The sequence below is a fragment of the Floridaenema evergladense BLCC-F167 genome (assembly GCF_041929205.2).
Lineage (GTDB): Bacteria > Cyanobacteriota > Cyanobacteriia > Cyanobacteriales > Aerosakkonemataceae > Floridanema > Floridanema evergladense.
The window spans coordinates 6,202,830-6,224,543 of sequence record NZ_CM171625.1 but is presented as its reverse complement, the minus strand read 5'-3'; the positions used below and the strand labels follow the sequence as shown (position 1 = coordinate 6,224,543).

Annotated in this window: 21 protein-coding genes; 12 read left to right on the top strand and 9 right to left on the bottom strand. The window is 41.7% G+C overall.

Annotated features, from left to right (window positions below):
* Positions 1–239: 239 nt before the first annotated feature.
* Both ACE1CA_RS29650 and ACE1CA_RS29645 read right to left on the bottom strand, forming a co-directional pair.
* A complete protein-coding gene (locus tag ACE1CA_RS29650; RefSeq protein ID WP_413279626.1) occupies positions 240–1,229 on the bottom strand; it encodes a GDP-mannose 4,6-dehydratase in 990 nt (329 codons plus the stop codon).
* Between the two features lie 66 nt (positions 1,230–1,295).
* Positions 1,296–2,933, bottom strand: coding sequence for a serine/threonine-protein kinase (locus ACE1CA_RS29645; RefSeq protein WP_413279627.1), 1,638 nt, complete (start codon positions 2,931–2,933; stop codon positions 1,296–1,298).
* A gap of 708 nt (positions 2,934–3,641) precedes the next feature.
* Here ACE1CA_RS29645 and pheT point away from each other — a divergent pair.
* On the top strand, positions 3,642–6,083 hold the full coding sequence (pheT, locus tag ACE1CA_RS29640) for a phenylalanine--tRNA ligase subunit beta (protein WP_413279628.1): 2,442 nt from the start codon (positions 3,642–3,644) through the stop codon (positions 6,081–6,083).
* 168 nt (positions 6,084–6,251) lie between these two features.
* On the top strand, positions 6,252–6,521 hold the full coding sequence (locus ACE1CA_RS29635) for a YciI family protein (RefSeq protein ID WP_413279629.1): 270 nt from the start codon (positions 6,252–6,254) through the stop codon (positions 6,519–6,521).
* A gap of 79 nt (positions 6,522–6,600) precedes the next feature.
* Here ACE1CA_RS29635 and ACE1CA_RS29630 read toward each other — a convergent pair whose 3' ends face one another.
* Both ACE1CA_RS29630 and ACE1CA_RS29625 read right to left on the bottom strand, forming a co-directional pair.
* Positions 6,601–7,158, bottom strand: coding sequence for a single-stranded DNA-binding protein (locus ACE1CA_RS29630; RefSeq protein WP_486517582.1), 558 nt, complete (start codon positions 7,156–7,158; stop codon positions 6,601–6,603).
* A gap of 129 nt (positions 7,159–7,287) precedes the next feature.
* Positions 7,288–9,852, bottom strand: coding sequence for a sugar phosphate nucleotidyltransferase (locus ACE1CA_RS29625; protein ID WP_413279631.1), 2,565 nt, complete (start codon positions 9,850–9,852; stop codon positions 7,288–7,290).
* 627 nt (positions 9,853–10,479) lie between these two features.
* Here ACE1CA_RS29625 and ACE1CA_RS29620 point away from each other — a divergent pair.
* The 3 genes from ACE1CA_RS29620 to ACE1CA_RS29610 are packed head-to-tail and all read left to right on the top strand — an operon-like array spanning position 10,480 to position 11,939.
* Positions 10,480–10,668, top strand: coding sequence for a hypothetical protein (locus ACE1CA_RS29620; RefSeq protein WP_413279632.1), 189 nt, complete (start codon positions 10,480–10,482; stop codon positions 10,666–10,668).
* Between the two features lie 14 nt (positions 10,669–10,682).
* Entirely contained in the window at positions 10,683–11,501 is an 819-nt protein-coding gene (locus tag ACE1CA_RS29615) for a cobalt-precorrin-6A reductase (protein WP_413279633.1), read from the top strand.
* 12 nt (positions 11,502–11,513) lie between these two features.
* Entirely contained in the window at positions 11,514–11,939 is a 426-nt protein-coding gene (locus ACE1CA_RS29610) for a DUF29 family protein (protein WP_413279634.1), read from the top strand.
* Positions 11,940–11,980: 41 nt separating this feature from the next.
* On the opposite strand, the gene ACE1CA_RS29605 is transcribed toward ACE1CA_RS29610, so the two are convergent.
* The gene (locus ACE1CA_RS29605) at positions 11,981–13,579 is read right to left on the bottom strand and encodes a gamma-glutamyltransferase family protein (RefSeq protein ID WP_459563667.1); all 1,599 of its coding nucleotides are present in this window, start codon (positions 13,577–13,579) and stop codon (positions 11,981–11,983) included.
* 70 nt (positions 13,580–13,649) lie between these two features.
* Here ACE1CA_RS29605 and ACE1CA_RS29600 point away from each other — a divergent pair, with 70 nt between their 5' ends.
* Positions 13,650–14,567, top strand: a complete 918-nt coding sequence (locus tag ACE1CA_RS29600) for a histone deacetylase family protein (protein WP_413279636.1) — start codon at positions 13,650–13,652, stop codon at positions 14,565–14,567.
* A 15-nt stretch (positions 14,568–14,582) separates the two neighbouring features.
* Here the strand turns inward: ACE1CA_RS29600 and ACE1CA_RS29595 are convergent, their stop codons facing one another.
* Positions 14,583–14,888, bottom strand: a complete 306-nt coding sequence (locus ACE1CA_RS29595) for a small RNA NsiR4-regulated ssr1528 family protein (RefSeq protein WP_413279637.1) — start codon at positions 14,886–14,888, stop codon at positions 14,583–14,585.
* Between the two features lie 127 nt (positions 14,889–15,015).
* Here ACE1CA_RS29595 and ACE1CA_RS29590 point away from each other — a divergent pair, with 127 nt between their 5' ends.
* From ACE1CA_RS29590 to uvsE, 4 genes are read left to right on the top strand one after another with little or no spacing between them, the layout of a single operon-like run.
* Entirely contained in the window at positions 15,016–15,231 is a 216-nt protein-coding gene (locus ACE1CA_RS29590; RefSeq protein ID WP_413279638.1) for a hypervirulence associated TUDOR domain-containing protein, read from the top strand.
* Between the two features lie 2 nt (positions 15,232–15,233).
* Positions 15,234–15,563, top strand: a complete 330-nt coding sequence (locus ACE1CA_RS29585; protein ID WP_413279639.1) for a DUF3140 domain-containing protein — start codon at positions 15,234–15,236, stop codon at positions 15,561–15,563.
* Between the two features lie 19 nt (positions 15,564–15,582).
* Complete coding sequence (locus ACE1CA_RS29580; RefSeq protein ID WP_413279640.1) at positions 15,583–15,969, top strand: nuclear transport factor 2 family protein; 387 nt, start codon at positions 15,583–15,585, stop codon at positions 15,967–15,969.
* Complete coding sequence (gene uvsE, locus ACE1CA_RS29575) at positions 15,966–16,907, top strand: UV DNA damage repair endonuclease UvsE (RefSeq protein ID WP_413279641.1); 942 nt, start codon at positions 15,966–15,968, stop codon at positions 16,905–16,907. Before ACE1CA_RS29580 ends, uvsE begins: the two co-directional genes overlap by 4 nt.
* A gap of 228 nt (positions 16,908–17,135) precedes the next feature.
* Here the strand turns inward: uvsE and ACE1CA_RS29570 are convergent, their stop codons facing one another.
* The gene (locus tag ACE1CA_RS29570; protein WP_413279642.1) at positions 17,136–17,909 is read right to left on the bottom strand and encodes a class II glutamine amidotransferase; all 774 of its coding nucleotides are present in this window, start codon (positions 17,907–17,909) and stop codon (positions 17,136–17,138) included.
* A gap of 163 nt (positions 17,910–18,072) precedes the next feature.
* On the bottom strand, positions 18,073–19,302 hold the full coding sequence (locus ACE1CA_RS29565) for a methionine gamma-lyase family protein (protein ID WP_413279643.1): 1,230 nt from the start codon (positions 19,300–19,302) through the stop codon (positions 18,073–18,075).
* Positions 19,303–19,382: 80 nt separating this feature from the next.
* On the opposite strand from ACE1CA_RS29565, the gene ACE1CA_RS29560 reads away from it, so the two are divergent.
* Positions 19,383–20,195: an acyl-CoA desaturase gene (locus ACE1CA_RS29560; protein WP_413279644.1), complete on the top strand. Its 813-nt coding sequence runs from the start codon at positions 19,383–19,385 to the stop codon at positions 20,193–20,195.
* A gap of 9 nt (positions 20,196–20,204) precedes the next feature.
* A complete protein-coding gene (locus ACE1CA_RS29555) occupies positions 20,205–20,336 on the top strand; it encodes a hypothetical protein (protein WP_486517581.1) in 132 nt (43 codons plus the stop codon).
* Positions 20,337–20,441: 105 nt separating this feature from the next.
* Here ACE1CA_RS29555 and ACE1CA_RS29550 read toward each other — a convergent pair whose 3' ends face one another.
* Positions 20,442–21,713 carry a glutamate-5-semialdehyde dehydrogenase gene (locus ACE1CA_RS29550; protein WP_413279645.1) on the bottom strand — a complete coding sequence of 424 codons (1,272 nt, stop codon included), beginning with the start codon at positions 21,711–21,713 and terminating at the stop codon, positions 20,442–20,444.
* Between the last annotated feature and the right edge of the window lies 1 nt (position 21,714).

Below are 21,714 nucleotides of genomic sequence, written 5' to 3'. Positions count from 1 at the left end.
TATCCTTAATTTATTATTTATATAATTCCCAAGTTAAAACTAAAACTAACTCTTAGATCCGGCTTTTCTAAACTGATGGGCTCTCCCGTACTTGTGGTGGAAAACTCTGGTTTTAGGGACTGGGGACTGGGGACTAGGGACTGGGAAACCTTGTGGAGTAAGCACTTGGCTAATTAATTAGGTTTACTTATCACCACGATTACGGGAGAGCCAACTGATGTCTCTCCTGTTTCCCTGAACTAAGACTTAACGCTAGTAACAATTGTTCCATTCTGCAATCGCTCTAAATCTTTGAGTACCATTTTTTCTAACAGGTTGTCAAAGCTCAATTGAGGTTGCCATTGGAGTTTTTGCTTGGCTTTTTTAGAGTTAGCTGCTAATAGAAAATGTTCGTCCGATCGAACTAAATTGGGATTCACCACTACGTAGCGCGTCCAATCTAACCCCACACATTCAAAAGCGGTAGCTACTAATTCTTTAACACTATGCAATTTTCCGGTGCCAATTACGTAATCTTCTGGCTTTTCTTGTTGCAACATCTGCCACATACTTTCTACGTAATCACCTGCATAACCCCAATCGCGCTTAGCTTCTAAGTTGCCAATTTCCAGACGATCGCTAATTCCCAGTTTAATTGCTGCTGCTGCCAAACAAACTTTTCGACTCACAAACTGTGTGGGTCGGCGGGGAGATTCATGATTGTATAAAATGCCACTACAAGCAAACAAACCGTAACGCTGCCGATAATGCACCATTGTCCAATGGGCGTGTAATTTGGCGGTGGCGTAAGGATTCAGCGGTCGAAAGGGGGTATTTTCATCTTGTGGCGATCGTTCCACTTGACCAAACATTTCCGAACTGCTAGCTTGATAAAATCGAGTTGCCAAACCTGCTTGACGAATCGCCATTAACAATCTAGTTGTCGTTCCAGCAATTACATCCAAAGTGGCGAGAGGGTCATTCCAAGAATCTGGAACAAAACTAGGAGCAGCTAAATGATAAATTTCTTGAGGTTGTACTTGTTCGAGTAAGCCAGAAAGCACTCTACTATCACTCAGATCAACGGCATAAATCTCTAGTTTATTCACTAAAGAACCCAACTTAGCCAGACTACTTTGCCGTTGAGGTAATATCAAGCCTACCACTCGATAACCCTTTTGCAAAAGGAATCGGCTTAAGTAATAACCGTCTTGACCTGTAACTCCTGTAATTAGTGCTGTCTTAGTCATTAGTCATTAGTCATTAGTCATTAGAACTTTTTTTCCCAGTCACCTTGTCACCTTGTCCCCAAACTTCTACCAAATCCCACCACGTTTCCCAGTGGGACGGACTGTCATCCAGTTAGTTTTCGCCATAGCTAACTGTTCTTCTGTAATTCTGGCACCTGTGAGGTTAGCACCACAAAGATTTGCCCCTCGCAAATTGGCATTCATCAAATGGGCATCACGCAAATCTGCTCCACGCAAATCTGCTCCTTCTAAATCAGCATAACTGAGATAAGCCTTACTTAAGTTAGCATCTCGCAGAATGGCTTGATTTAAACTGGCTCTGCCAAAATTGGCACGAAATAAATTTGCGCCTTGAAGATTGGTACGATTTAACCTAGCTTGATGGAAAATAGCTTCTGATAAATCAACTTTTTGTAAATTAAGTAAACTGAGATTTTGTTGAGCAAAATCTCTTCTGCCTTTACTGTAAGAAGTTTGGACTTCTTGCGCGTCTAATTTGCGCTTAATATTTTTACCTTTACTTCCAGTAAAATTATCACTGCTAGGTACATTGCTACCATTTCTGTTGGTGTTACCTCGATAGCCACTAATTCCTGAATGGACATCTGTTCCTTCTAGCCTAGTGCGTCTGGCACGAATTGCCATTGCTGCTCTCGATACAGAATTGGAAGATACCGATCCTTTAAAAGCACCTGCTCCAGAATTTAAGGAGTTAGGGCCAAACTTACTAGCTGAGGAAGGAGAAGGTCCTGATGGGGGGCCAGCGATCATGCCTTGGGCTAAACTATCAAGGTATGGTTCTAGGTCTAAGGCTCTCAGGACATCGTTGGCGCATTGGAAGCGATCGCGCACCGATACTTCTAACATTTTCCGTAGCACATTAGCAAAATGGTCGCTCAAATTGTTGACCATGCGGACGTGCTTTTCCCAGAGCATTTCCCCAGTTGAGGGATTATAATCTAAATCTTTGGGAGATTTGCCACTTAGTAAATAAATACAAGTGACACCTAAAGCATAAATATCACTGGCATAAACTGGGCGCATCGCCATTTGTTCTGGGGGGGCGAACCCAGGCGTACCAATAGCATAAGCTGTTAAAGCTGTTTGGTCTGAACTATTCGTCGCTGCTTGGTTGACTTGGTTTTTCACTGCCCCGAAGTCAATTAAAACTAGCTTACGGTCTTGGTTGCGCCGAATTATGTTTGCCGGTTTAATATCTCGGTGAATTACCTTTTGACCGTGAATATACTGTAGTACTGGCAGGATCTCGCTCAAGAATTGTTTGACACCTTCTTCGCTGAAGGGGCCATTTTGTTTCACTTCTCTTTGTAAAGTATCCCCAGATACATATTCCTGCACCAAGTAAAATTGCTGATGGTCTTCAAAGTAGGCTAGTAACAGTGGAATTTGGGGGTGATTGCCAATCTTACCCAATGTTTCCGCCTCTCGGACAAATAACTCTTGGGCCATTTTAAAAACGTGAGGTGCGGTAGCCGTTGGACGTAGTTGCTTAATTACGCAACAGGGTTCTCCCGGCAGTAATTGGTCTTTAGCTAAAAATGTAGCTCCGAAGCCACCCTGACCCAGTGGTTTGACCACACGATATTTATTTTGCAGCATGAGTTGTGAACCACAAGCTTGGCAGATTTCTTCGTGGTCTAGGTTTTCTGGATTAGGACAGGCTGGATTTAAGCAATAGCTCATTGAGCGTCACTCGCAAAGAGGATCATTTCGGTATTCTTTGAGCGCCCTATTTTTATTATCCGGGCTAAAACCAACAATTACAGTAGTATGTAACCAATAGATCAATTAAAGAGTTGATTAAGCAACCTCTAAATTTTTGCACTCTTGTTGAATTGTTCTACATTCACCCCCATTTAAATTACAAAAAATTTAACCTACCTATAGTTAGATTACCCGTTGTCAGTGGGAAACTAACAAATAAATTTAGTTAATGAATCGATGAATAAAGCTAAAAATGATACTTTCATCTTAACTAACATGAACGATTCTTAAGCAGAGCGTTCAATCTGAGCTTGTCACATACTTAAATAGTATCATGTTGGCAAAGAGTGAGTAAATCCGCGATCGTGCTAACAATGAGTATGACTTTTGGTAATTCGCGATTTAATTACGTAATCTTACCTAAATTTTTGTCTGGGCAGGAAGTAGGGACAATTGATGAATTGTCCCCACTGTTCATGATTTAAACCTTTGGTTGAAACCGCAGGGTAGGTGAATCTTGGGACAAGGGGACTAGGGGAAATGAATTAACTAGTTGTAGGGACAATGATAAATTTCCCCGACAACACAAAACTGTTCCTGTTCCCTTTCTGGCAGTAGTAAAAAAACCGGGATTGTTGATACTTTAGGTAAAATAGAGAGTCTGACAACAGTAAAGGCATTTTAGCGATGCGGATCTCTCTGAACTGGTTGCGGGAACTGGTAAATTTCACCATCACCCCGGAAGAATTAGCCCACAAGCTGACTATGGCTGGGTTTGAAGTAGAAGACATTGAAGACCGTCGCACTTGGGCTGATGGTGTGGTAGTGGGTAAGGTGCTGAGTTGTCAACCCCACCCTAACGCCGATAAGCTGAGAGTTTGCGAGGTGGATATTGGCTCAGGCACTCCTTTAAATATTGTCTGTGGTGCGGCTAATGTCAAGGCAGATCTCTTTGTGCCAGTGGCGACTATTGGCACATATTTACCGAAGGTTGATTTGAAATTACGATCGACTAAACTGCGTGGAGTGCGATCGGAAGGGATGATTTGCTCTTTGGCAGAATTGGGTCTAGAAAAGGAGTCATCGGGAATTCACAGTTTTGACCCAGAAAATATCGAATTAGGCAGCGATGTTCGCCCACTTTTAGGTTTAGATGATGTGATTCTCGACTTGACAGCAACGGCTAATCGTGCTGATGCTTTAAGTATGATTGGAATTGCGCGAGAAGTGGCAGCTTTAACTGGGGCAACTTTGAAATTACCAGAAGTTCCTGAAGTAAAAATTCCTGGGGGAAACAAAGAGGTTTTAAGTTTAAAGATTGAAGAAACTCAAGCTTGTCCTGCTTATATTGGCACGGTAATTGAAAATATCAAAATTAATTCTTCTCCTGTTTGGTTACAACAAAGATTGCAAGGGGCGGGAATTAGACCAATTAATAATGTGGTAGATATTACCAATTATGTGCTTTTAGAATGGGGACAACCTCTACACGCTTTCGATCGCCAAAGTTTACTCTCTGTCACGGGCAAAGATTCTCTAACTATTGGGGTTCGTTTGGCTAAAACTGGCGAATCTTTGCAAACATTAGACGGACAAACTCGCAATTTACAACCTCCAGTTTTGTTAATTACTGCTAACGATCGACCAGTTGCTTTAGCTGGGGTGATGGGTGGTGAAGAAACGGAAGTTTCCGATCGCACCCAAAGTATAATGTTAGAAGCGGCATTATTCGATCCGACAGCAATTCGTCGATCGGCACGCAGTTTGGGAATCAGAACTGAGGCTTCTGGACGTTATGAAAGAGGCGTGAATCAGGCGGAATTAGAGTTAGCTTGTCGGCGGGCGATCGCCTTAATTTCTGAGTTAGCTGGCGGAACTCCAGTCACGCAAGAAATAGCCGATAATCGTCCGAATCAATCTGCTTGGACTAGATCGATCGAACTTCGTCTAGATAGAGTCAATCAAATTTTAGGGCCGATCGATTTAGGCGAAGAACTTGGCGAATTACAAACAGAAGATATTCGTCCAATTCTCATATCTTTGGGATGCGAAATTACTCCTACTGAAGATGAAGACGTTTGGTTAGTTACAGTACCACCTTACCGCTATCGAGATTTAGAACGAGAAATCGATTTAATCGAAGAAATTGCCCGTCTTTACGGTTACGACAATTTCTATGTGGAATTACCCGAAGAAACGGAACCTGGTTATCTTTCGATCGACCAATTGTTAACTCGTAAATTGCGCGAAGCTTTACGAGGTGCGGGGTTAACCGAGTTAGTACATTACTCTTTGGGTAAACCGGAAGGAGAAGCACAAATCAAACTGCGTAACCCAATGTTTAGCGAATATTCAGCTTTACGCACCGATTTAATTTCGGGATTAATTGACAGTTTCCAATATAATTTAGAACAAGGAAATGGCGCTTTAAATGGTTTTGAAATCGGGCGCATTTTCTGGAGTGATGAAGATGGGTTAATGGAAGCTGATTCTTTAGCGGGAATTATCGGTGGCGATCCTACGGTAGGTCGTTGGGTAAATTCTGGAAAGGAAAAACCAATGACTTGGTATGAAGCTAAAGGTGTTCTAGAAAGCGTGTTTCAACGGTTAGGAATTACGGTAGAATATCAACCAGATTGTCGTGATTCTCGCTTGCATCCGGGACGAACTGCTTCTTTGTGGGTACAAGGCGATCGGTTAGGAACTTTCGGGCAACTTCATCCTCAATTACGTCAAGAACGAGGTCTTCCCGATGCAGTTTATGTGTTTGAATTAGACCTGGATGTATTACTAGAACAGATGAATCAAGATGAAATTTTGGTTCCAGTTTTAAAACCCTATTCTAGTTATCCAGCATCCGATCGCGATATCGCTTTATTTGCCCCTACAAAAGTTTCTGTGGCAGAAATTGAACGGGTAATGGCAAAAGCCGCTGGTACTTTATTAGAATCAGTGGAATTGTTCGATCGATATCTGGGCGAAAGTGTACCCGAAGGACAACGCAGTTTAGCATTTCGGTTGATTTATCGGGCGGGCGATCGTACTCTCACAGAAGAGGATATCGAATCTGTACATCAACAAGTCCGAGAAGCTTTAACCGAAAAATTCCAAGTCACTCTCAGAAGTTAGTTCTTTTGGTAGTTGGTAGTTGGTAGTTGGTAGTTGGTAATTTTTAGAACCTCCTAAATCTCGTTCCCAGGTTCAACCTGGGAACGAAAAATAGAGGCTCTGCCTCAGAAGTAAAATATCTGAGTTTAACATTGCTATACTACATTTGATTTCTGGAAAATTTACATTATGCCAAAATACGTGATGTGGGGAAGTTATTGTGAGGATGTTCTGGAAAAAAGAACACCTTATCGACAAGCACATTTAGATGGTTTAGCAGCACAAAAAGAGTCGGGAGTTTTAATTACGATCGGCCCAACTAAAGATTTAACCAAAGTCTTTGGCATTTACGAAGCAGCAGACGAAACTACTGTTCGTCAGTTAGTTGAAGCCGATCCTTATTGGCAAAACGGTATTTGGACAGAATACGAAGTTAAGGAATGGATTCAGGCGATTTAATTAATTAGATAGTAGGTAGTGGGAATGAATTCCTATTACCAATTACCCACTACCCACTACCCACTACCAAAAAAGCCGTTTAAAAAGGAATATCATCCACATCTGGTTGATTTACTGGTGTAGTAGGTTTTGATGTAGTTGTGGTAGTAACAGTCGGCAGAGGTTCATCATCTACATCTACTTCGGGAATAGTAGTATTTCTCGCAGGCGCAGTTGCCACAGATCTGTTACTTGTAGTTGCTACATTGCCAGAATGATAAGAATCTTGATTACTATTTGTAGCTTGGTTTCTAGCAGCTGGTGTTGCTGTTGTCGTTGCAGCAAAACTTTCACTAGCATTTAAATAATGTACTTTTTGGGCAGTTAATTCGGCGCGTTTTTCTTTGAAACCTTCTGGTTTACGTTCAAAGGTGATCATCCCCAAACGACCTTCAATAACTACTTGTAAACCTCGGTGACAACGTTCGTGAATTTCTGTGGCTAAGTTTCCCCATCCGATTACTTTTAAGTTAGCTGGAGGATCTTCCGGTTTGAAACCGGGAAACTGTACCAACATCTCAGCAACAGCGAGGTTATCAGGTGTATATCGCAGTTGAGGATCTTGTACGACCTCAGCCATTAAAATGCAGCTGTTCATAAATAATTTTTGAGTGATGATTGTTTACTTTTGTCCGCATTATTCTTATTTTACAACTTTATTTTGTAATTGGTAATTAGTAATTGTTAATTCGCCCAATTTTTTACCAACTACCAATTACAAAATTAACTATTGAATTGCTTGTTCTCGTTGTTCTTGCTCGACAAAGTTCTGCACTTTAGTGCGGTATTCTTTTAAGGTGCGATCGACCCAAGCCCGATCGTTACTGTTCACGAAAATATGCACTAATGGTTCGCCAGCATCGGGTAAAAGTAACACCCAGCTATCATCAGTTAAAGAGCAAATTTTCACCCCATCAATTAATTCTAAAGAATCGGCAGGATGGGTTTCTACCAAATAGCGCATTAATGCACCTTTAACTGTCCAAGGGCAACGCACGGTTTGGCTTTTATGGTAAACTGTTGGCAATTCTTCCCGAATTGCGCCGAGCGATCGCTCTTGAATTGTTAACATTTCAATCAACTTCGCAATGCAGAACATCGCATCAAATCCCGGATGCAACTGTGGGAAAATAAATCCCATTTCTGCCGAACCACCTAACACTACATGAGCATTAGTTTGACAAGCTTCCATTAACGCACTCGGATTAGCTTTAGTCCGAATTACTTTGCCATCATGTCTGCGGGCAATTAATTCCACCGCACTCGAAGTATCAACCGGAACTACTACCGTTCCTCTCGGATTAGCTGTCAAAATCATGTCTACCATTAAGGCGGTTAGCATTTCCCCGCGAATTGGTGCCCCAGTTTCATCAACTAAAATTAACTGTTCCCCGTTGCCAGATACTTGAACTCCAAAATTGGCTTTTAATGCTTCTACCACATGACCAAGTTGATGCAATAAAGCCTCTCTTTCCACTGCGGAAACAGCTGTTTGATTCAAGGAAGCATTTAATACTACTGCATCGCAACCAAACTTAGCTAATAATTGTGGCAAAACTGCCCCAGAAACCGCATAAACATAGTCAATTACTACTTTAGAATTGCTATGACGAATTGCTTGAGTTGTCAGGTGTTTTTCAAAACTAGTGCTGTAAATATCCATCACCTGACTTGGATAAGCCATATTGCCAATTTCATCAATTTGGGCACGACGTAAATCTTCCTTAAAATAAGCTCCTTCAATTTTCTTTTCTTGGGATTTGGAAATGTTAATTCCTTTCAAATCTAAGAACTCAATCAAAATATGATCGGGCCGTTCGGGATGGATTCTAATATGAACTCCGCCGACGACTGGCAAGGTAGAAATTACGGTGCGAGTAATGGGAATCGCTGTTGCTTCTAAGTTTTGTACGTGAACTCCCACTGACATTAAACCCGCAATAAAGGAACGAGAAACCATGCGGGAAATGCTGCGTTGATCGCGGGAAACGGCTACTTGTGCCCCAGGTTTTAAGGTGGAACCGTAAGCTGCACCTATTTTGACGGCAAATTCTGGCGTAATATCAATATTTGCTAATCCTGAAACGCCTCTTTGAGCAAATAAATTCCGGGTGGCTCTTTGTCCCCAAATTAAGTTAATGTTCAAGGTAGCGCCGGATTCAATTTGTTTGCTGGGCCAAACCCGAACACCTGGATTAACTAAGCTTTCTTCTCCGACGGTGGACAGGGAACCGACGACTGCACCTTCTAGAACTTGGGCGCGTCGATCGACTCTTGTCCCTCTGGCAAGTACGCAAGCACTCAGTTGCGCTTCATCTCCAACTATCGCCCCATTCCAAATTATTGGGCGTTTTAAGTTGGCTTCTGCACCAATGGTTACTTTGTCGCCAATGACAGTTCCGGCTTCTATTTGTACTCTCGGTCCGATGCGGCTATTGTCTCCGATTAAAACTGGTGCTTCAATTTCAGCCGTAGGGTCAATGTAGGTATTTTGCCCGATCCAAATTCCTGATTCTCCGATGTATGACGGTCGTGTTAGCGTGGCAGAACCGTATCGTTCTCCGTAAGCTATATCTAATTTAACTTTGCCGCATAATCCATCATATTGGGCTTCTCGATAAGCATCTAAGTGACCGACATCGCACCAGTAACCTTCGGCAATATAGCCATACATTGGTATGCCTTTATCTAACAACAAAGGAAATAAATCTTTGGAAAAGTCGCTTTCTTGGTTAGCTGGTAAAAAGTCTAAAACTTCTGGTTCTAGAATGTAAATACCTGTGTTAACTGTATCGGAAAAAATCTCGCTGGTAGAGGGTTTTTCTAAAAATCGTTTGATATGTCCTTCTTCGTCGGTAATTACTACTCCAAATTCGATCGGATTCGGCACGCGAGTGAGGATTATAGTAGCTTTTGATTGATTCCTTTTATGATAGTGAATGGCGGCGCTTAAGTCAAAGTCGGTAATACAATCACCGCTAATTACTAAAAATGTTTTATCCAAAAGTTCGGCAATATTTTTGACACATCCTGCCGTTCCTAAAGGCTGGTCTTCCTCCACAGCGTAGGTCATTTGTACGCCAAAATCACTGCCGTCATGAAAGTAATCGCGAATTACATCTGGTAAGTAATGTAAGGTAGCGATTACTTCGGTAATTCGATGTCTTTTTAATAAGTTGATTATATGTTCTGCGATCGGTCTATTTAGTATAGGAACCATTGGTTTGGGAAGATCGCAGGTTAGCGGTCTTAATCTTGTTCCCGATCCGCCAGCCATCAGCACTGCCCGCATAAGTCCTCCTATTTTATCTTCTTAATTACTGTTTAGATTAGGGCGGGCTTAGTGATAGTTAGGTTTCCCAATCAAAGTTTGATTCACTTTGCCCCTGATATTTTGTTTCAAATCTTACGGTTAGGTCAGTAATTACATCATACTATTAGACAAGTTTAACTAATTTTTTCACTCTTGGTTTAACTGCGATCGAGTCTTTTTGCTCATTTGTAACAAATTAATAAAATCACCTCTCTGTTTAGTTAGCTTGTCCCGACCTAATTTTGGGCAGGTAGCTTTTTATAATCTTGCCGCAGGAATATTATTAACTTTAGCTGAGATGTTCAGCTTGGTTGTGAGTTTTGAACTAACAAAACTTAGCTAAAGCAATTCTAAGTTTAGTTAGGATCGTAATCTTTATTATGTAACTGCTTGCCGGACAGACAGTTTTTGTTAAACATTTTTTAGCAAATTAGTTAATTTGCCAGAACGATCGTTAAAGCTGATTTAATCAGCTAAATTATATTTCATGATTTGGCTCTAATTAGATCGAGGTCGTCAGCCAATTATCCAATCTGTTATTCTGGGTAAAGAACGCTACTTTCAGAGGCAGAAATTAAGATATAAGTAGGGTCGTTAGGAGATTTTATGGGTAATTTAATTCTTTTAGTATTGGCAGTGGTTTACGTGGGAGGCGTTTGGAAGTTTTGGACTGGTTTTGAGAGGACAAACTTCCAACGCAGTTTGCCGACTCGCATCTCTTTAGCCTTATTGTGGCCTGTGTTATTGGTGAATAAGTCTTTTCGCCGCAATTTTACGAAAGCCCTTAAAGGTTAACAGAGAGTCAGCTGTTGCAGAAGGAATCAGAAACTCAAACTAGGATCTGGTTAATTGGTGGCACTGGAGAAAGTGCTAAATTAGCAATAGCGTTGCTGCAAATTGAGCTGCCTTTGGTAATTTCTGTAACTACCGAAAATGCCCGATCGCTCTATCCAAATTCGTCTTTGTTGCAAGTTTGGGTAGGGCGTTTCAATTTATACCAAATCGAGCAATTTTTAACTCAACAAAATATCATTGCGGTTTTGGATGCTTCTCATCCTTATGCGGTGGAAATTTCCCAAAATGCGATCGCCGCTTGCGCTCAAAAAGATATTCCTTATTTGCGTTTTGAACGCCCCAGGTGGGAGGTGGGGAAATGGGGAGATGGGGAGATGGGGGGACGGTTGATTTATTTGGATAGTTTTGAGAGGTTAGTAGCTGGTGAATATTTAACAGGACAAAGGGTGCTTTTAACTGTTGGTTATAAAGTTTTGCCTTTGTTTAGAGATTGGCATGAGCGATCGACTTTATTCGCCAGAGTTTTACCTGCTACTACTTCTATTGAAGCAGCTTTAGCAGCTGGTTTTACACAAGATAAATTATTTGCTATGCGTCCGCCAATTCCCATTAATTTAGAAAGAGAACTTTGGCAACATTGGCAAATTTCAATGGTAGTAACTAAAGCTTCCGGTGCGCCTGGAGGAGAGGATATTAAACGGCAATTATCAGCAGAATTAGGAGTTAGTTTGGTAATTATTGAACCGCCAATTATGGATTATCCTCAAGTTACTAGTGATTTGGAGGAAGCGATCGCATTTTGTCAGCAACAGTTTGGAAGTCAAAATGTTTAGGATTCACAAGCAATGGAAGAATTACTCACATTAAAACAATTGTTGCATCAGGGCAAAATATCCGAAGCTCTGCTAATTGTAGAAGAATTAGAAGAAATGAGTAAATCTGATAAACTCAACAAAATTTTTAGCTTTGGTATTATCTTATTATTGCATTTAATCAAACAATCTGCGGAAAAGCGTACTACTAAATCTTGGGATACTTCGATACTTAATTCAGTCAAGCAAATTCAACGCACTAATAAGCGACACAAAGCAAAAGGCAATTATTTAACTGAAGAAGAGTTATTAGAAACTCTAGAAGATGCTTATGATTCAGCTTTAAGAGATGCAGCAATAGAAGCTTTTGAAGGACGTTATGAAGCTGAAGAAATTGGGGAAATGGTGAATCGAGAAGAGATTATTAGAAAGGCAATGGATTTGATTTTAGTGGACTAGATCCCCGACTTCTTGAAGAAGTCGGGGATCTGGGTAGCTAATTAAAGTGCGATCGCCATTCCATCAGCACGAGGTTCCGAACCTGCAATAAACACATCTTCTTGACGTAAAATAATTTGACCTTTGCCAAACAAAGATGTATTTTTAGTTACTCGCACTTCATGACCTTTTGCTAATAATAATTCAGCTACTTTTGGCGAAACATTTTCTTCTAATAACACTCTATTTCCAGCTACAAAAAACCAACGTGGCGCATCTAAAGCAGCTTGGGGATTCATTCCATAATCCACCATATTTAATATTACTTGTAAATGCCCTTGGGGTTGCATTGGCCCTCCCATAACTCCAAAGGGGCCTAATGGTCGATCGCCTTTTGTTAAAAATCCGGGGATAATAGTATGAAATGGGCGTTTTTCTGGGGCAATTTGGTTAGGATGTCCAGCTTCTAAAGTAAAACCCAATCCGCGATTATGCAAAGCAATTCCCGTTTCAGGTATCAATATTCCACTACCAAAACCCTCAAAATTAGATTGAATAAAAGAAACCATTAATTCCCCATCTGCTGCTGCTAAATAAACCGTTCCACCTTTAGGAAGTCCAGGTTCAGCAAGAAAAATCGCAGTATCATTAATTAAATTTCGCCGTTCAGTAGCGTAAGTTTTATCTAGCAAATGTTCTGCTGCAACTGTCATAAATCTGATATCAGCGACGTGACGATGAACATCAGCAAATGCCAATTTCATCGCTTCAATTTGTAAATGATAACTCTCCACAGATTCACGGGGATATTTGGCAAGATCAAAACCTTCTAAAATATTTAATGCCATTAAAGTGGCGATTCCTTGTCCGTTGGGGGGAATTTCCCAAACTGTTAAATCTCGATAGTTTGTAGAAATTGGTTCTACCCAATCTGCTTGGTGATTGGCGAAATCTTCTGTTGTTAAAAACCCGCCTGTATCTTCAGCAAAGTTAGCGATTTTTTGGGCAATTTCTCCATTGTAAAAGCTTTCGCCGCCAGAAGTTGCGATCGCCCTCAAAGTCTTTCCATGCGCTTCACTTACCCAAATTTCCCCCGCTTTCGGTGCGCGATTTTTGGGAAAAAAGACTTGTTTAAAATGTTGAAATTCAGGATTATTTAAAGGTAAAAATATCCTTTCCGCACCTTGCCAAGCTTGTGCAGTTACCGGAGACACCGGAAAACCATTTTCAGCATAGCGAATTGCCGGAGAAAATAACTGTTCAAAAGGCAATTTTCCCCAACGTTCCCATAAGTTTCGCCAAGCAGAAACCGCGCCGGGAACTGTTACAGGCAACCATCCATTTGAGGGAATTTCTGTTAGGTTTGTAAATGCTGCTAAAGGTAGAGATTTAGCGCTTTTTCCTGAAGCATTTAACCCATGTAATTTGCCATCCCAAACTATTGCAAAAGCATCGGAACCTATGCCATTAGAGGTGGGTTCAACTACGGTGAGTGCGATCGCCATTGCTACAGCTGCATCTACCGCATTTCCCCCAGCTAATAACATTTCTATTCCTGCTAAAGTTGCGAGGTTTTGACTCGTCGCCACTGCACCCCACTTTCCCATTATTACTTTTCTTTGTGATGGATAAGGGTAGTTTGTTAAATTTCCTAACTGCATAACTTTCTAATTGTAAAATTGAAGAATCAAGTATCAACGATTTGCTGTTAAGTATAAACAAATTTCAACTATGGTGACTATCATTTATTCAGACGAGTTTTTGCGCCACGACACGGGAGAACGACATCCAGAGAAAGCAGAAAGATTGAGAGCAATTGTATCTTTACTCAAAAGTATTTCTTGGGCCGATCGACTAAAATGGCGATCGCCAACTCCCGTCAATCAAACATCTTTAATCCCGCTTCTCCAACAAGTTCACACAGCAGAATATATTCAAAAAGTTGCCCAATTAGCTAAACAAGGTGGCGGCGATTTTTATTCAGATACCATTGTTTCTCCTGATAGTTATGATGTCGCTTTGTTAGCAGTAAATGCTTGGTTAGATGGTGTTCAACAAGTGCTAATAACTGAAGAACCAACCTTTGTTTTATCTCGTCCTCCCGGACATCATGCTTTAGCGGATACTGGCATGGGATTTTGTTTATTTGCCAATGCTGCACTTGCCGCTTACTATGCTTTAGAACAACCAAAAATTAACCGAGTAGCTATTTTAGATTGGGATGTTCATCACGGTAATGGTACACAAGCAATTGTAGAAAACCATCCCCAAATAGCTTATTGTTCCTTGCATCAATCACCTTTCTATCCTTTTACTGGTAGAGAAGACGAACATGGCACACATAACAATGTTTTAAATCTGCGATTTTCAGCAGGAAGTACTTTCGCTGATTATCAACCGAGATTTGAACGAGAAGTTATGCCATTTCTTAGCAATTTTCAGCCAGATTTATTGATAGTCAGTGCTGGTTATGATGCTAATCAAGCTGATTCTTTGGGATGGATAAATCTACAACCTCAAGATTATGGTGTATTCACCAATTATTGTTTGCAATTAACCAGACGAATCTTATTTGGTTTGGAAGGTGGTTATGAACTTTCTAGTCTTGCTAAATCGGTAGCTGCAACTATTGAAACTTGTCTGAGTTAACCTTACCTTTTGCTGCTATTTACCACCATAAAAGAAGGCAATTTCTTTGTCTTTCAAAGGCGCGAAACCTGCACCAATTAGCTTTTGGTTGAGTTCATCTTGGGGAATATGTTTTGCGCCAATTCTGACAATTCGCGATCGCATTGTATTGCTAACTCCGCTACGTTGTCTCCCCGCTTCCAACGCCATAACTTGATTATAAAGATCTAATTTTTCGGCAGGAATGGGAGAACCATCAAAATCTATTCCTTTAGCAATAGCTTCATCGATCGCATCTGCACCTGTAGTGGTTTGTTGTTCTGGGGTAGTTTCAGGAGACATGAGAAAGTAGCAATTAACAACAGGAATATTTTACCAGAATGGCGATCTCTATATTTCGGTTGATGTTTAATTCGTCTTTGTTAACACAATGTAACAAATAGAGGTGTAGCGAAACAGGAGCAAAATTTTGGCAGACGAATTTAAAAAAGGCGACAAGGTAGAATGGAAGACTTCTCAAGGGAAAACTCAAGGGGAAGTGAAAGAAAAACTGACTTCACCAACAGATATTAAAAGTCATCATGTTGCTGCTTCTGAAGATAACCCAGAATACTTGGTAGAAAGCGATAAATCAGGGAAAGAAGCTGCACATAAACCCGAATCTCTGAAGAAAATTGAGGAATAAAAATGAGTAAGGACTCGCAAACCGTAATTGATGAATTTCAGCAAAACGTCAACATGACGGCGAAAGAAATGGAAAATTGGCTGAAAACAGATGAGTCAAAATCAGTCGGACAAAAAGACGGAGATAGCGAATCAATTGGACATGAGTCTGGTAGATATATTGTCGATATTTTGCAGAAAAAAGAAGCGAATTACACCGATGATGATATCTCCCAAATGCAGCGAGTTGTGAGTTACATCAAACGTCATTCCGCGCAAAAACCATCAAGTGATATTGAAGATTCTCGCTGGCGATATTCGCTGATGAATTGGGGACACGATCCGCTAAAATAAGTAAGGGAGTTGAATAAAAATGGCAAGTGAAACTGCTGAGAAATTTATGCAAACACTTCAGCAAATAGAGGAAAATAAGAATATTGAACCTTTGGTTTCTCTGTTTACTGAAGATGCTGAATTGAGTAATTTAGCAACTCCATCGCCGCTACAAGGGAAAGATGGTGCTAGACAATTTTGGCAAAAATATTTGTCAGTTTTTCAACAAATACATTCTAAATTTACCAATGTGGTAGAAAGCAATGGTTATGCTGTGTTAGAGTGGACTTCTGAAGGTAGTTTAACATCAGGTGAACCGCTAAAATATCAAGGTGTGAGTATTATAGAAACAGTAGATGGAAAGGTACAGCGTTTCCGTACCTATTATGATTCAGCTGCTTTTTTACCCCAAGGCGCGAAACAATGAATTTGAGCACAAAAAACGATCGCACAACCACCCCCACAACCACCTTACCAAAGTTAGGTTTAGTCTGCATTACCGCCTCTGACAAAGTGCGTTATCGCACTGTTACTCGCAAAAGATTGTTAACATTAACACCCACAGAACAAGCAAAGGTGTTAAGAGAATTATATGCAGACAACTTGCAGCGACTCAATGGTGCGATCGCTTTTTGTGCAACTAACAACATTAAATTATATCGTGTTACTTCTGGGTTATTTCCTTTTGCTGATGACACCATTGGCGAGGATATCTTAACAGAATTTAGCGAAGAATTGGGGAAAATTGGCGATCGCGCTCAAAATTTAGGAATGAGAATTGTGATTCATCCCGATCAATTTGTCGTCTTAAGTTCCGACAAACCAGAAGTTATTGAAAACAGCATTAAAATTCTCAGTACTCATGCCAGAATTTTAGATTTATTAGGTTTACCGCGTTCCCCTTGGACAGTCATGGAAATACATGGGGGAAAAAGCGATCGCGCCGAAAGACTAATTAATGTAATTGCCAATTTACCAGAAACAATTCGTTCTAGAATCGCCTTAGAAAATGACGAATACGCCTACAGCGCATCAGAAATATTCGACATTTGTCGCACCGCAAATATCCCAATGGTTTTTGATGCACATCATCATATAATCCACCAAAAACTTGATAGTTACGACCATCTTAGTGTAGCAGAAATGTTAGCCAAAGCCCAGACAACTTGGCCTAAACCAGAATGGCAATTAGTTCATATTTCCAACGGCAAAGAATCTTTCAACGACCAACAACACAGCGATTTTATCACAGTAATGCCAACTTCTTATAAATCAGCACCTTGGATAGAAGTAGAAGCGAAACTCAAAGAACAAGCGATCGAAAAATTACGCCAAGAATGGTTGCCATTAGTAACTAGTAATTAGTCATTGATAAATCACAAAAAGCTATATATAACATCTGCGTTCATCTGCGTTCATCTGCATTCATCTGCGTTCTAAAAAAAGATATTGCCTCCCACCAAAAAGCTAAAAGCACATCTGTGTTCATCTGTGGACATCTGTGGTAAGAAAAAAGACTCCAGCAAAAACCGATAACCTAGATATAAAATCTAGGTTCCAAAAAATCTGACTTCCTGATGTGTAAGTCTTAAATTAATCAAAAAATTGAACCATTCCATCCTGAAAAACCAACAATTCTCCCGGTTTAATTTGCGTCCAAACTTCATTATCAGTCAAAGGAGTAGTCGCAATAATTGCTACTCGATCGTTCGGAGTAGTCAACTTTTGAAAATCCACCGTCACATCTTGGTCAATTAAATGAGCCGCAGCAAAAGGCGCTTGCCTTACAATGTACCAAAGATTAGTCGAACAATGAGCAAAAAAGTCAGAACCATCAGAAAGTAAATAGTTAAAAGTTCCCTTTTGGGCTAAACTTGCCGTTACTTCCTTTAACACCGGATAAAGTTCTGGCAAAGGTGGTTTAACTTTGGGAAAATACGATCGCAACTCATTCAAAATCAAACAAAAAGCTTTCTCACTATCAGTCTCGCCAACTGCGCGATAAAACCCATTATTTTCAGGATTAAAATCTTCTAAATTCCCATTATGAGCAAATACCCAATACTTACCCCAAAGTTCGCGCCGGAAAGGATGACAATTTTCTAAAGCAACTTCCCCTTGAGTTGCTTTCCGAATATGAGCAATTACATGAGTAGAACGAATCGGATAACACCTTACCACATCAGCAATTGGAGAAGCAACAGCAGGTTTAGAATCTAAAAAAATCCGACATCCCAAACCTTCAAAAAAAGCAATTCCCCAACCATCTTGGTGAGTATCTGTTCTTCCCCCTCTAGCAGAAAAACCTTCAAAGGAAAAACATATATCCGTCGGTACGTTACAATTCATTCCCAAGAGTTGACACATAGTAACTGGGGATTGGGGACTGGGGACTGGGGATTGGGGACTGGGGACTGGGGATTGGGGACTGGGTACTGGGTACTGGGTAAATTTTACCCTGTTCCTTTTACCCGAATATTTCCTTCTTTATTCCTTCTTTACCTTCTGCCTTCTGCCTTCTGCCTTTCCTTCAAGCAGGTCCGATCGCATCAATCGCCGCCTCAAGTGCGATCGCCACGTGAGTCCAATGCGTCCCACCCTGGCAATAAACAATGTAAGGTTCTCTTAATGGCCCATCTGCGGAAAATTCCAAAGTGCTACCTTCGATAAACGTACCACCAGCCATGACCACCTGACTTTCATAACCGGGCATATCCCAAGGTACAGGTTCCACGTAAGAATCGATCGGGGAATATTGCTGAATCACCTGACAAAAAGCAATTAACTTCTCTGCCGAACCCAATTTAATCGCTTGAATCACATCCCGTCTAGGTGCTAAAGCGGGAGGATTCACCGGATAACCCAACTGATCGAACACATAACCAGTCAAATAAGTTCCCTTCATCGCCTCCCCAACCATTTGAGGTGCTAAAAACAAACCTTGGAACAGCAAACGGTTTTGGTCAAAAGTTGCACCCCCCGCACTGCCAATTCCGGGGGCTGTGAGGCGACAAGCCGCCGCTTCCACCAAATCTGACCTTCCAGCGACGTAACCCCCCGCCGTGACCACTGTACCCCCCGGATTTTTAATCAATGACCCGGCTATCAAGTCAGCACCCAGATGGGTCGGTTCTTGGGTTTCGATAAACTCGCCATAACAGTTATCTACAAAACAAACTGTGTTAGCATTTTGCTGCTTCACAAGGTAGATAATCTTCTCAATTTCCTCAATAGAGAGGCTAGAACGCCAAGAATAACCACAAGATCGCTGAATCAACACCAGGCGCGTTTTTTCACCTACCGCATGGGAGAGAGCTTCCCAATCTACATTTCCTTCTTTTGTCAGAGGTAATTCTCGGTATTTGATGCCAAATTCAATAAGTGATCCTTGACCCTCACCGCGCAAGCCAATGACTTCTTCGAGAGTGTCGTAGGGAGTACCGACGACAGCCAGCATTTCGTCACCGGGACGTAGGACACCGAACAAGGCGCAAGCGATCGCATGAGTACCGGAAACAAACTGCACTCTTACCGCAGCAGCTTCGGCACCCATAACATCCGCGAACACCTTGTCTAAAACTTCCCGCCCCAAATCATCATGTCCATAGCCGGAAACACCCGCAAAGTGATGGGCTCCGACGCGATGACGACGAAAGGCTGCTAAAACTCTTTTAAGATTTTGCTTGACCTGAGCGTCAATTCCAGAAAAAATCGGAAATAGTGCCTGTTCTGCTTCAAGCAGCTTGAAAAAGCTGTTCATTAATTCCTCATTCACGATATAGGTATGCGGATTTTAAGACCGCGCAGATTGGGCTAGACAATTCGTTTTAAGGTTCCTGCATGACAATTGCAAGCTCAACTCAACTTCGCCCCAATACTTCCCATGCAATTGGTTTATTGGTAGTTCACTTCGGAGCATTATTTGCTCTACTTCCCAGTAATTTCAGTTGGGCTGCGATCGGCTTGGCTGTTTTCCTCCACTGGGTTACAGGTGGCTTGGGCATCACTTTAGGTTGGCATCGGTTATTATCCCACCGTAGTTTTCAAACCCCAAAATGGTTGGAGTACTTTTTAGCTTTCTGCGGGGTACTTGCCAGCCAAGGAGGAATAATCGATTGGGTTGGGTTACACCGCCTGCATCATCTCCATTCCGATCAAGAACCCGATCCCCATGATTCAAATCGGGGTTTTTTATGGAGTCATATCGGCTGGATGTTATTTGATAGTCCAGCTAACGCCGATATACCTAAATTTACGAAAGATCTTGCCGAAGACCCAGTTTATCAGTTTTTCCAAAAATACTTTGTACTGATACAGGTAATACTAGGAATTGGTCTTTACCTTTTAGGTGGCTGGCCCTTTGTGGTTTGGGGGATCTTTGTGCGTTTATTCGCAGTATTCCATTGTACTTGGTTTGTTAATAGTGCGACTCACAAATTTGGCTATCGTACTTATGAATCTGGCGATCGCTCAACCAACTGCTGGTGGGTAGCATTAGTCACCTACGGCGAAGGTTGGCACAACAATCACCACGCCTTCCAATATTCCGCCCGTCACGGTTTACAGTGGTGGGAAATTGACATGACATGGAAGACAATTCAAGTCCTACAATTCCTTGGTTTAGCCCAGAACGTCAAATTACCGCAGAAGTAGTCAGGTGAGATGGGGAGATGGGGAGGTGGGGAGGTGGGGAGATGGGGAGATGGGGAGGTGGGGAGATGGGGAGATGGGGAGATGGGGAGATGGGGAGATGGGGAGATTCTCGTTCCCAGGTTGAACCTGGGAACGAGGTGAAGGAGGTTCTACCTCCATTCCCTAACTCAAAACTCAAAACTCAAAACTCAAAACTTCCCCAGTCCCCAGTCCCCAGTCCCCAGTCCCCAGTCCCCAGTCCCCACTCTAAAATCTGCCATTCCCCTGTACAATGTGCTTCAGCGTTGTCAGAGCTTCCATACTAATTAAGCCTCGGCGCTGTCCTCTTTGGTTAGACATTCCGAGAAAAATTGCGTCTCCTCTGCCAGGATTTCTGGAAAATCTGGGACTAGCGTTAATGTAGGTTGAGGCACTGTTGACACCCAAGGCAAATTGGCGGCTTTCTTGGTAAGATTCGGTAACTATACAGTCAGCATGACCGCTGCTGTATTGGTTAATCCAAACGATCGCATCTTCCAAGCTATCCACCAACTTAAAAGCTAGTGTCTTAGTTAGGTAAGATTCACTCCATTCCGCATCACTAGTGCTTCTCAACTCAGGAAACTCTGCTACTAAATTGGAATCACCTTTTAAAGTAAAGCCCTTTTCCTTCAAACTGTTAAATAAGGTGACTAAGGAAGAGGGTTTTTGATTGGGATGAATTAAAACTTTTTCGATCGCATTCACCGGATCGGGCTCACTCTGATGACTATCCATAATCACCCAACGCGCTACTTCCAAGCTACCCGAAGGCGACCAAAATAAGTAACAGTTACCCATTCCCGACTTTAAAACGGGTGCAGTTGATTGGCGTACTACCTGCTGCACTAAACTGGGACGACCGTATGGGATAATTAAATTAATATAGCGCTCTAGCGTAATTAAGTCTCGCAGAGAACCGCCTTGATCTGTCGGCAAAAGTTCCAAGCTTCCCTCTGGTATTCCTACTCCCTGCAATGCCGACTGCAAAGCTTTAGTAATTGCACTGTTGGAATGACTCGCTTCCGTTCCACCCCTGAGAATTAAAGTATTTCCCGTTTTCATACATAACCCAGCTGCGATCGCACCCAACTCAGGAAACGCCTCATAAACTAAAGCTATTACCCCTAAAGGCATCAGCTGACAGTAAGTTTGGGAATGTTCCAATTGATAAGCTGCTGTCATTACTCGCCGCATCGGATCTGGTAACTCCCCTAACCTTTGCAGCATTTGGACTGTAGTTTGTAGCCTTTCTGGTGTCAGTTTTAGCCAATCTAAAATTAATTCTGGGATCGCCATTTCCCGACTTGCTTCCAAGTCTAGGGTATTAGCTTCCAAAATCTCGTCGGAGGCGCTTTTTACTGCTTGTGCCATTGCTTGCACGGCACGCGAGCGATCGACTCCTTTGATGGTACTCAGTTCAAAAGAAGCATGGTAGGCACGCTGAACTGTCGCCATCAAATTTGCATTCACTGAACCATCAAACGTTTCGGTGGTCATA

What these genes read in the sequence shown, in the direction of transcription:
- ACE1CA_RS29650 (WP_413279626.1), bottom strand. Translation starts at nt 1,229, where the DNA reads ATGACTAAGACAGCACTAATTACAGGAGTTACAGGTCAAGACGGTTAT.
- ACE1CA_RS29645 (WP_413279627.1), bottom strand. Translation starts at nt 2,933, where the DNA reads ATGAGCTATTGCTTAAATCCAGCCTGTCCTAATCCAGAAAACCTAGAC.
- pheT (WP_413279628.1), top strand. Translation starts at nt 3,642, where the DNA reads ATGCGGATCTCTCTGAACTGGTTGCGGGAACTGGTAAATTTCACCATC.
- ACE1CA_RS29635 (WP_413279629.1), top strand. Translation starts at nt 6,252, where the DNA reads ATGCCAAAATACGTGATGTGGGGAAGTTATTGTGAGGATGTTCTGGAA.
- ACE1CA_RS29630 (WP_486517582.1), bottom strand. Translation starts at nt 7,158, where the DNA reads ATGAACAGCTGCATTTTAATGGCTGAGGTCGTACAAGATCCTCAACTG.
- ACE1CA_RS29625 (WP_413279631.1), bottom strand. Translation starts at nt 9,852, where the DNA reads ATGCGGGCAGTGCTGATGGCTGGCGGATCGGGAACAAGATTAAGACCG.
- ACE1CA_RS29620 (WP_413279632.1), top strand. Translation starts at nt 10,480, where the DNA reads ATGGGTAATTTAATTCTTTTAGTATTGGCAGTGGTTTACGTGGGAGGC.
- ACE1CA_RS29610 (WP_413279634.1), top strand. Translation starts at nt 11,514, where the DNA reads ATGGAAGAATTACTCACATTAAAACAATTGTTGCATCAGGGCAAAATA.
- ACE1CA_RS29605 (WP_459563667.1), bottom strand. Translation starts at nt 13,579, where the DNA reads ATGCAGTTAGGAAATTTAACAAACTACCCTTATCCATCACAAAGAAAA.
- ACE1CA_RS29600 (WP_413279636.1), top strand. Translation starts at nt 13,650, where the DNA reads ATGGTGACTATCATTTATTCAGACGAGTTTTTGCGCCACGACACGGGA.
- ACE1CA_RS29595 (WP_413279637.1), bottom strand. Translation starts at nt 14,888, where the DNA reads ATGTCTCCTGAAACTACCCCAGAACAACAAACCACTACAGGTGCAGAT.
- ACE1CA_RS29585 (WP_413279639.1), top strand. Translation starts at nt 15,234, where the DNA reads ATGAGTAAGGACTCGCAAACCGTAATTGATGAATTTCAGCAAAACGTC.
- ACE1CA_RS29580 (WP_413279640.1), top strand. Translation starts at nt 15,583, where the DNA reads ATGGCAAGTGAAACTGCTGAGAAATTTATGCAAACACTTCAGCAAATA.
- uvsE (WP_413279641.1), top strand. Translation starts at nt 15,966, where the DNA reads ATGAATTTGAGCACAAAAAACGATCGCACAACCACCCCCACAACCACC.
- ACE1CA_RS29570 (WP_413279642.1), bottom strand. Translation starts at nt 17,909, where the DNA reads ATGTGTCAACTCTTGGGAATGAATTGTAACGTACCGACGGATATATGT.
- ACE1CA_RS29565 (WP_413279643.1), bottom strand. Translation starts at nt 19,302, where the DNA reads ATGAACAGCTTTTTCAAGCTGCTTGAAGCAGAACAGGCACTATTTCCG.
- ACE1CA_RS29560 (WP_413279644.1), top strand. Translation starts at nt 19,383, where the DNA reads ATGACAATTGCAAGCTCAACTCAACTTCGCCCCAATACTTCCCATGCA.
- ACE1CA_RS29555 (WP_486517581.1), top strand. Translation starts at nt 20,205, where the DNA reads ATGGGGAGATGGGGAGGTGGGGAGGTGGGGAGATGGGGAGATGGGGAG.
- ACE1CA_RS29550 (WP_413279645.1), bottom strand. Translation starts at nt 21,713, where the DNA reads ATGACCACCGAAACGTTTGATGGTTCAGTGAATGCAAATTTGATGGCG.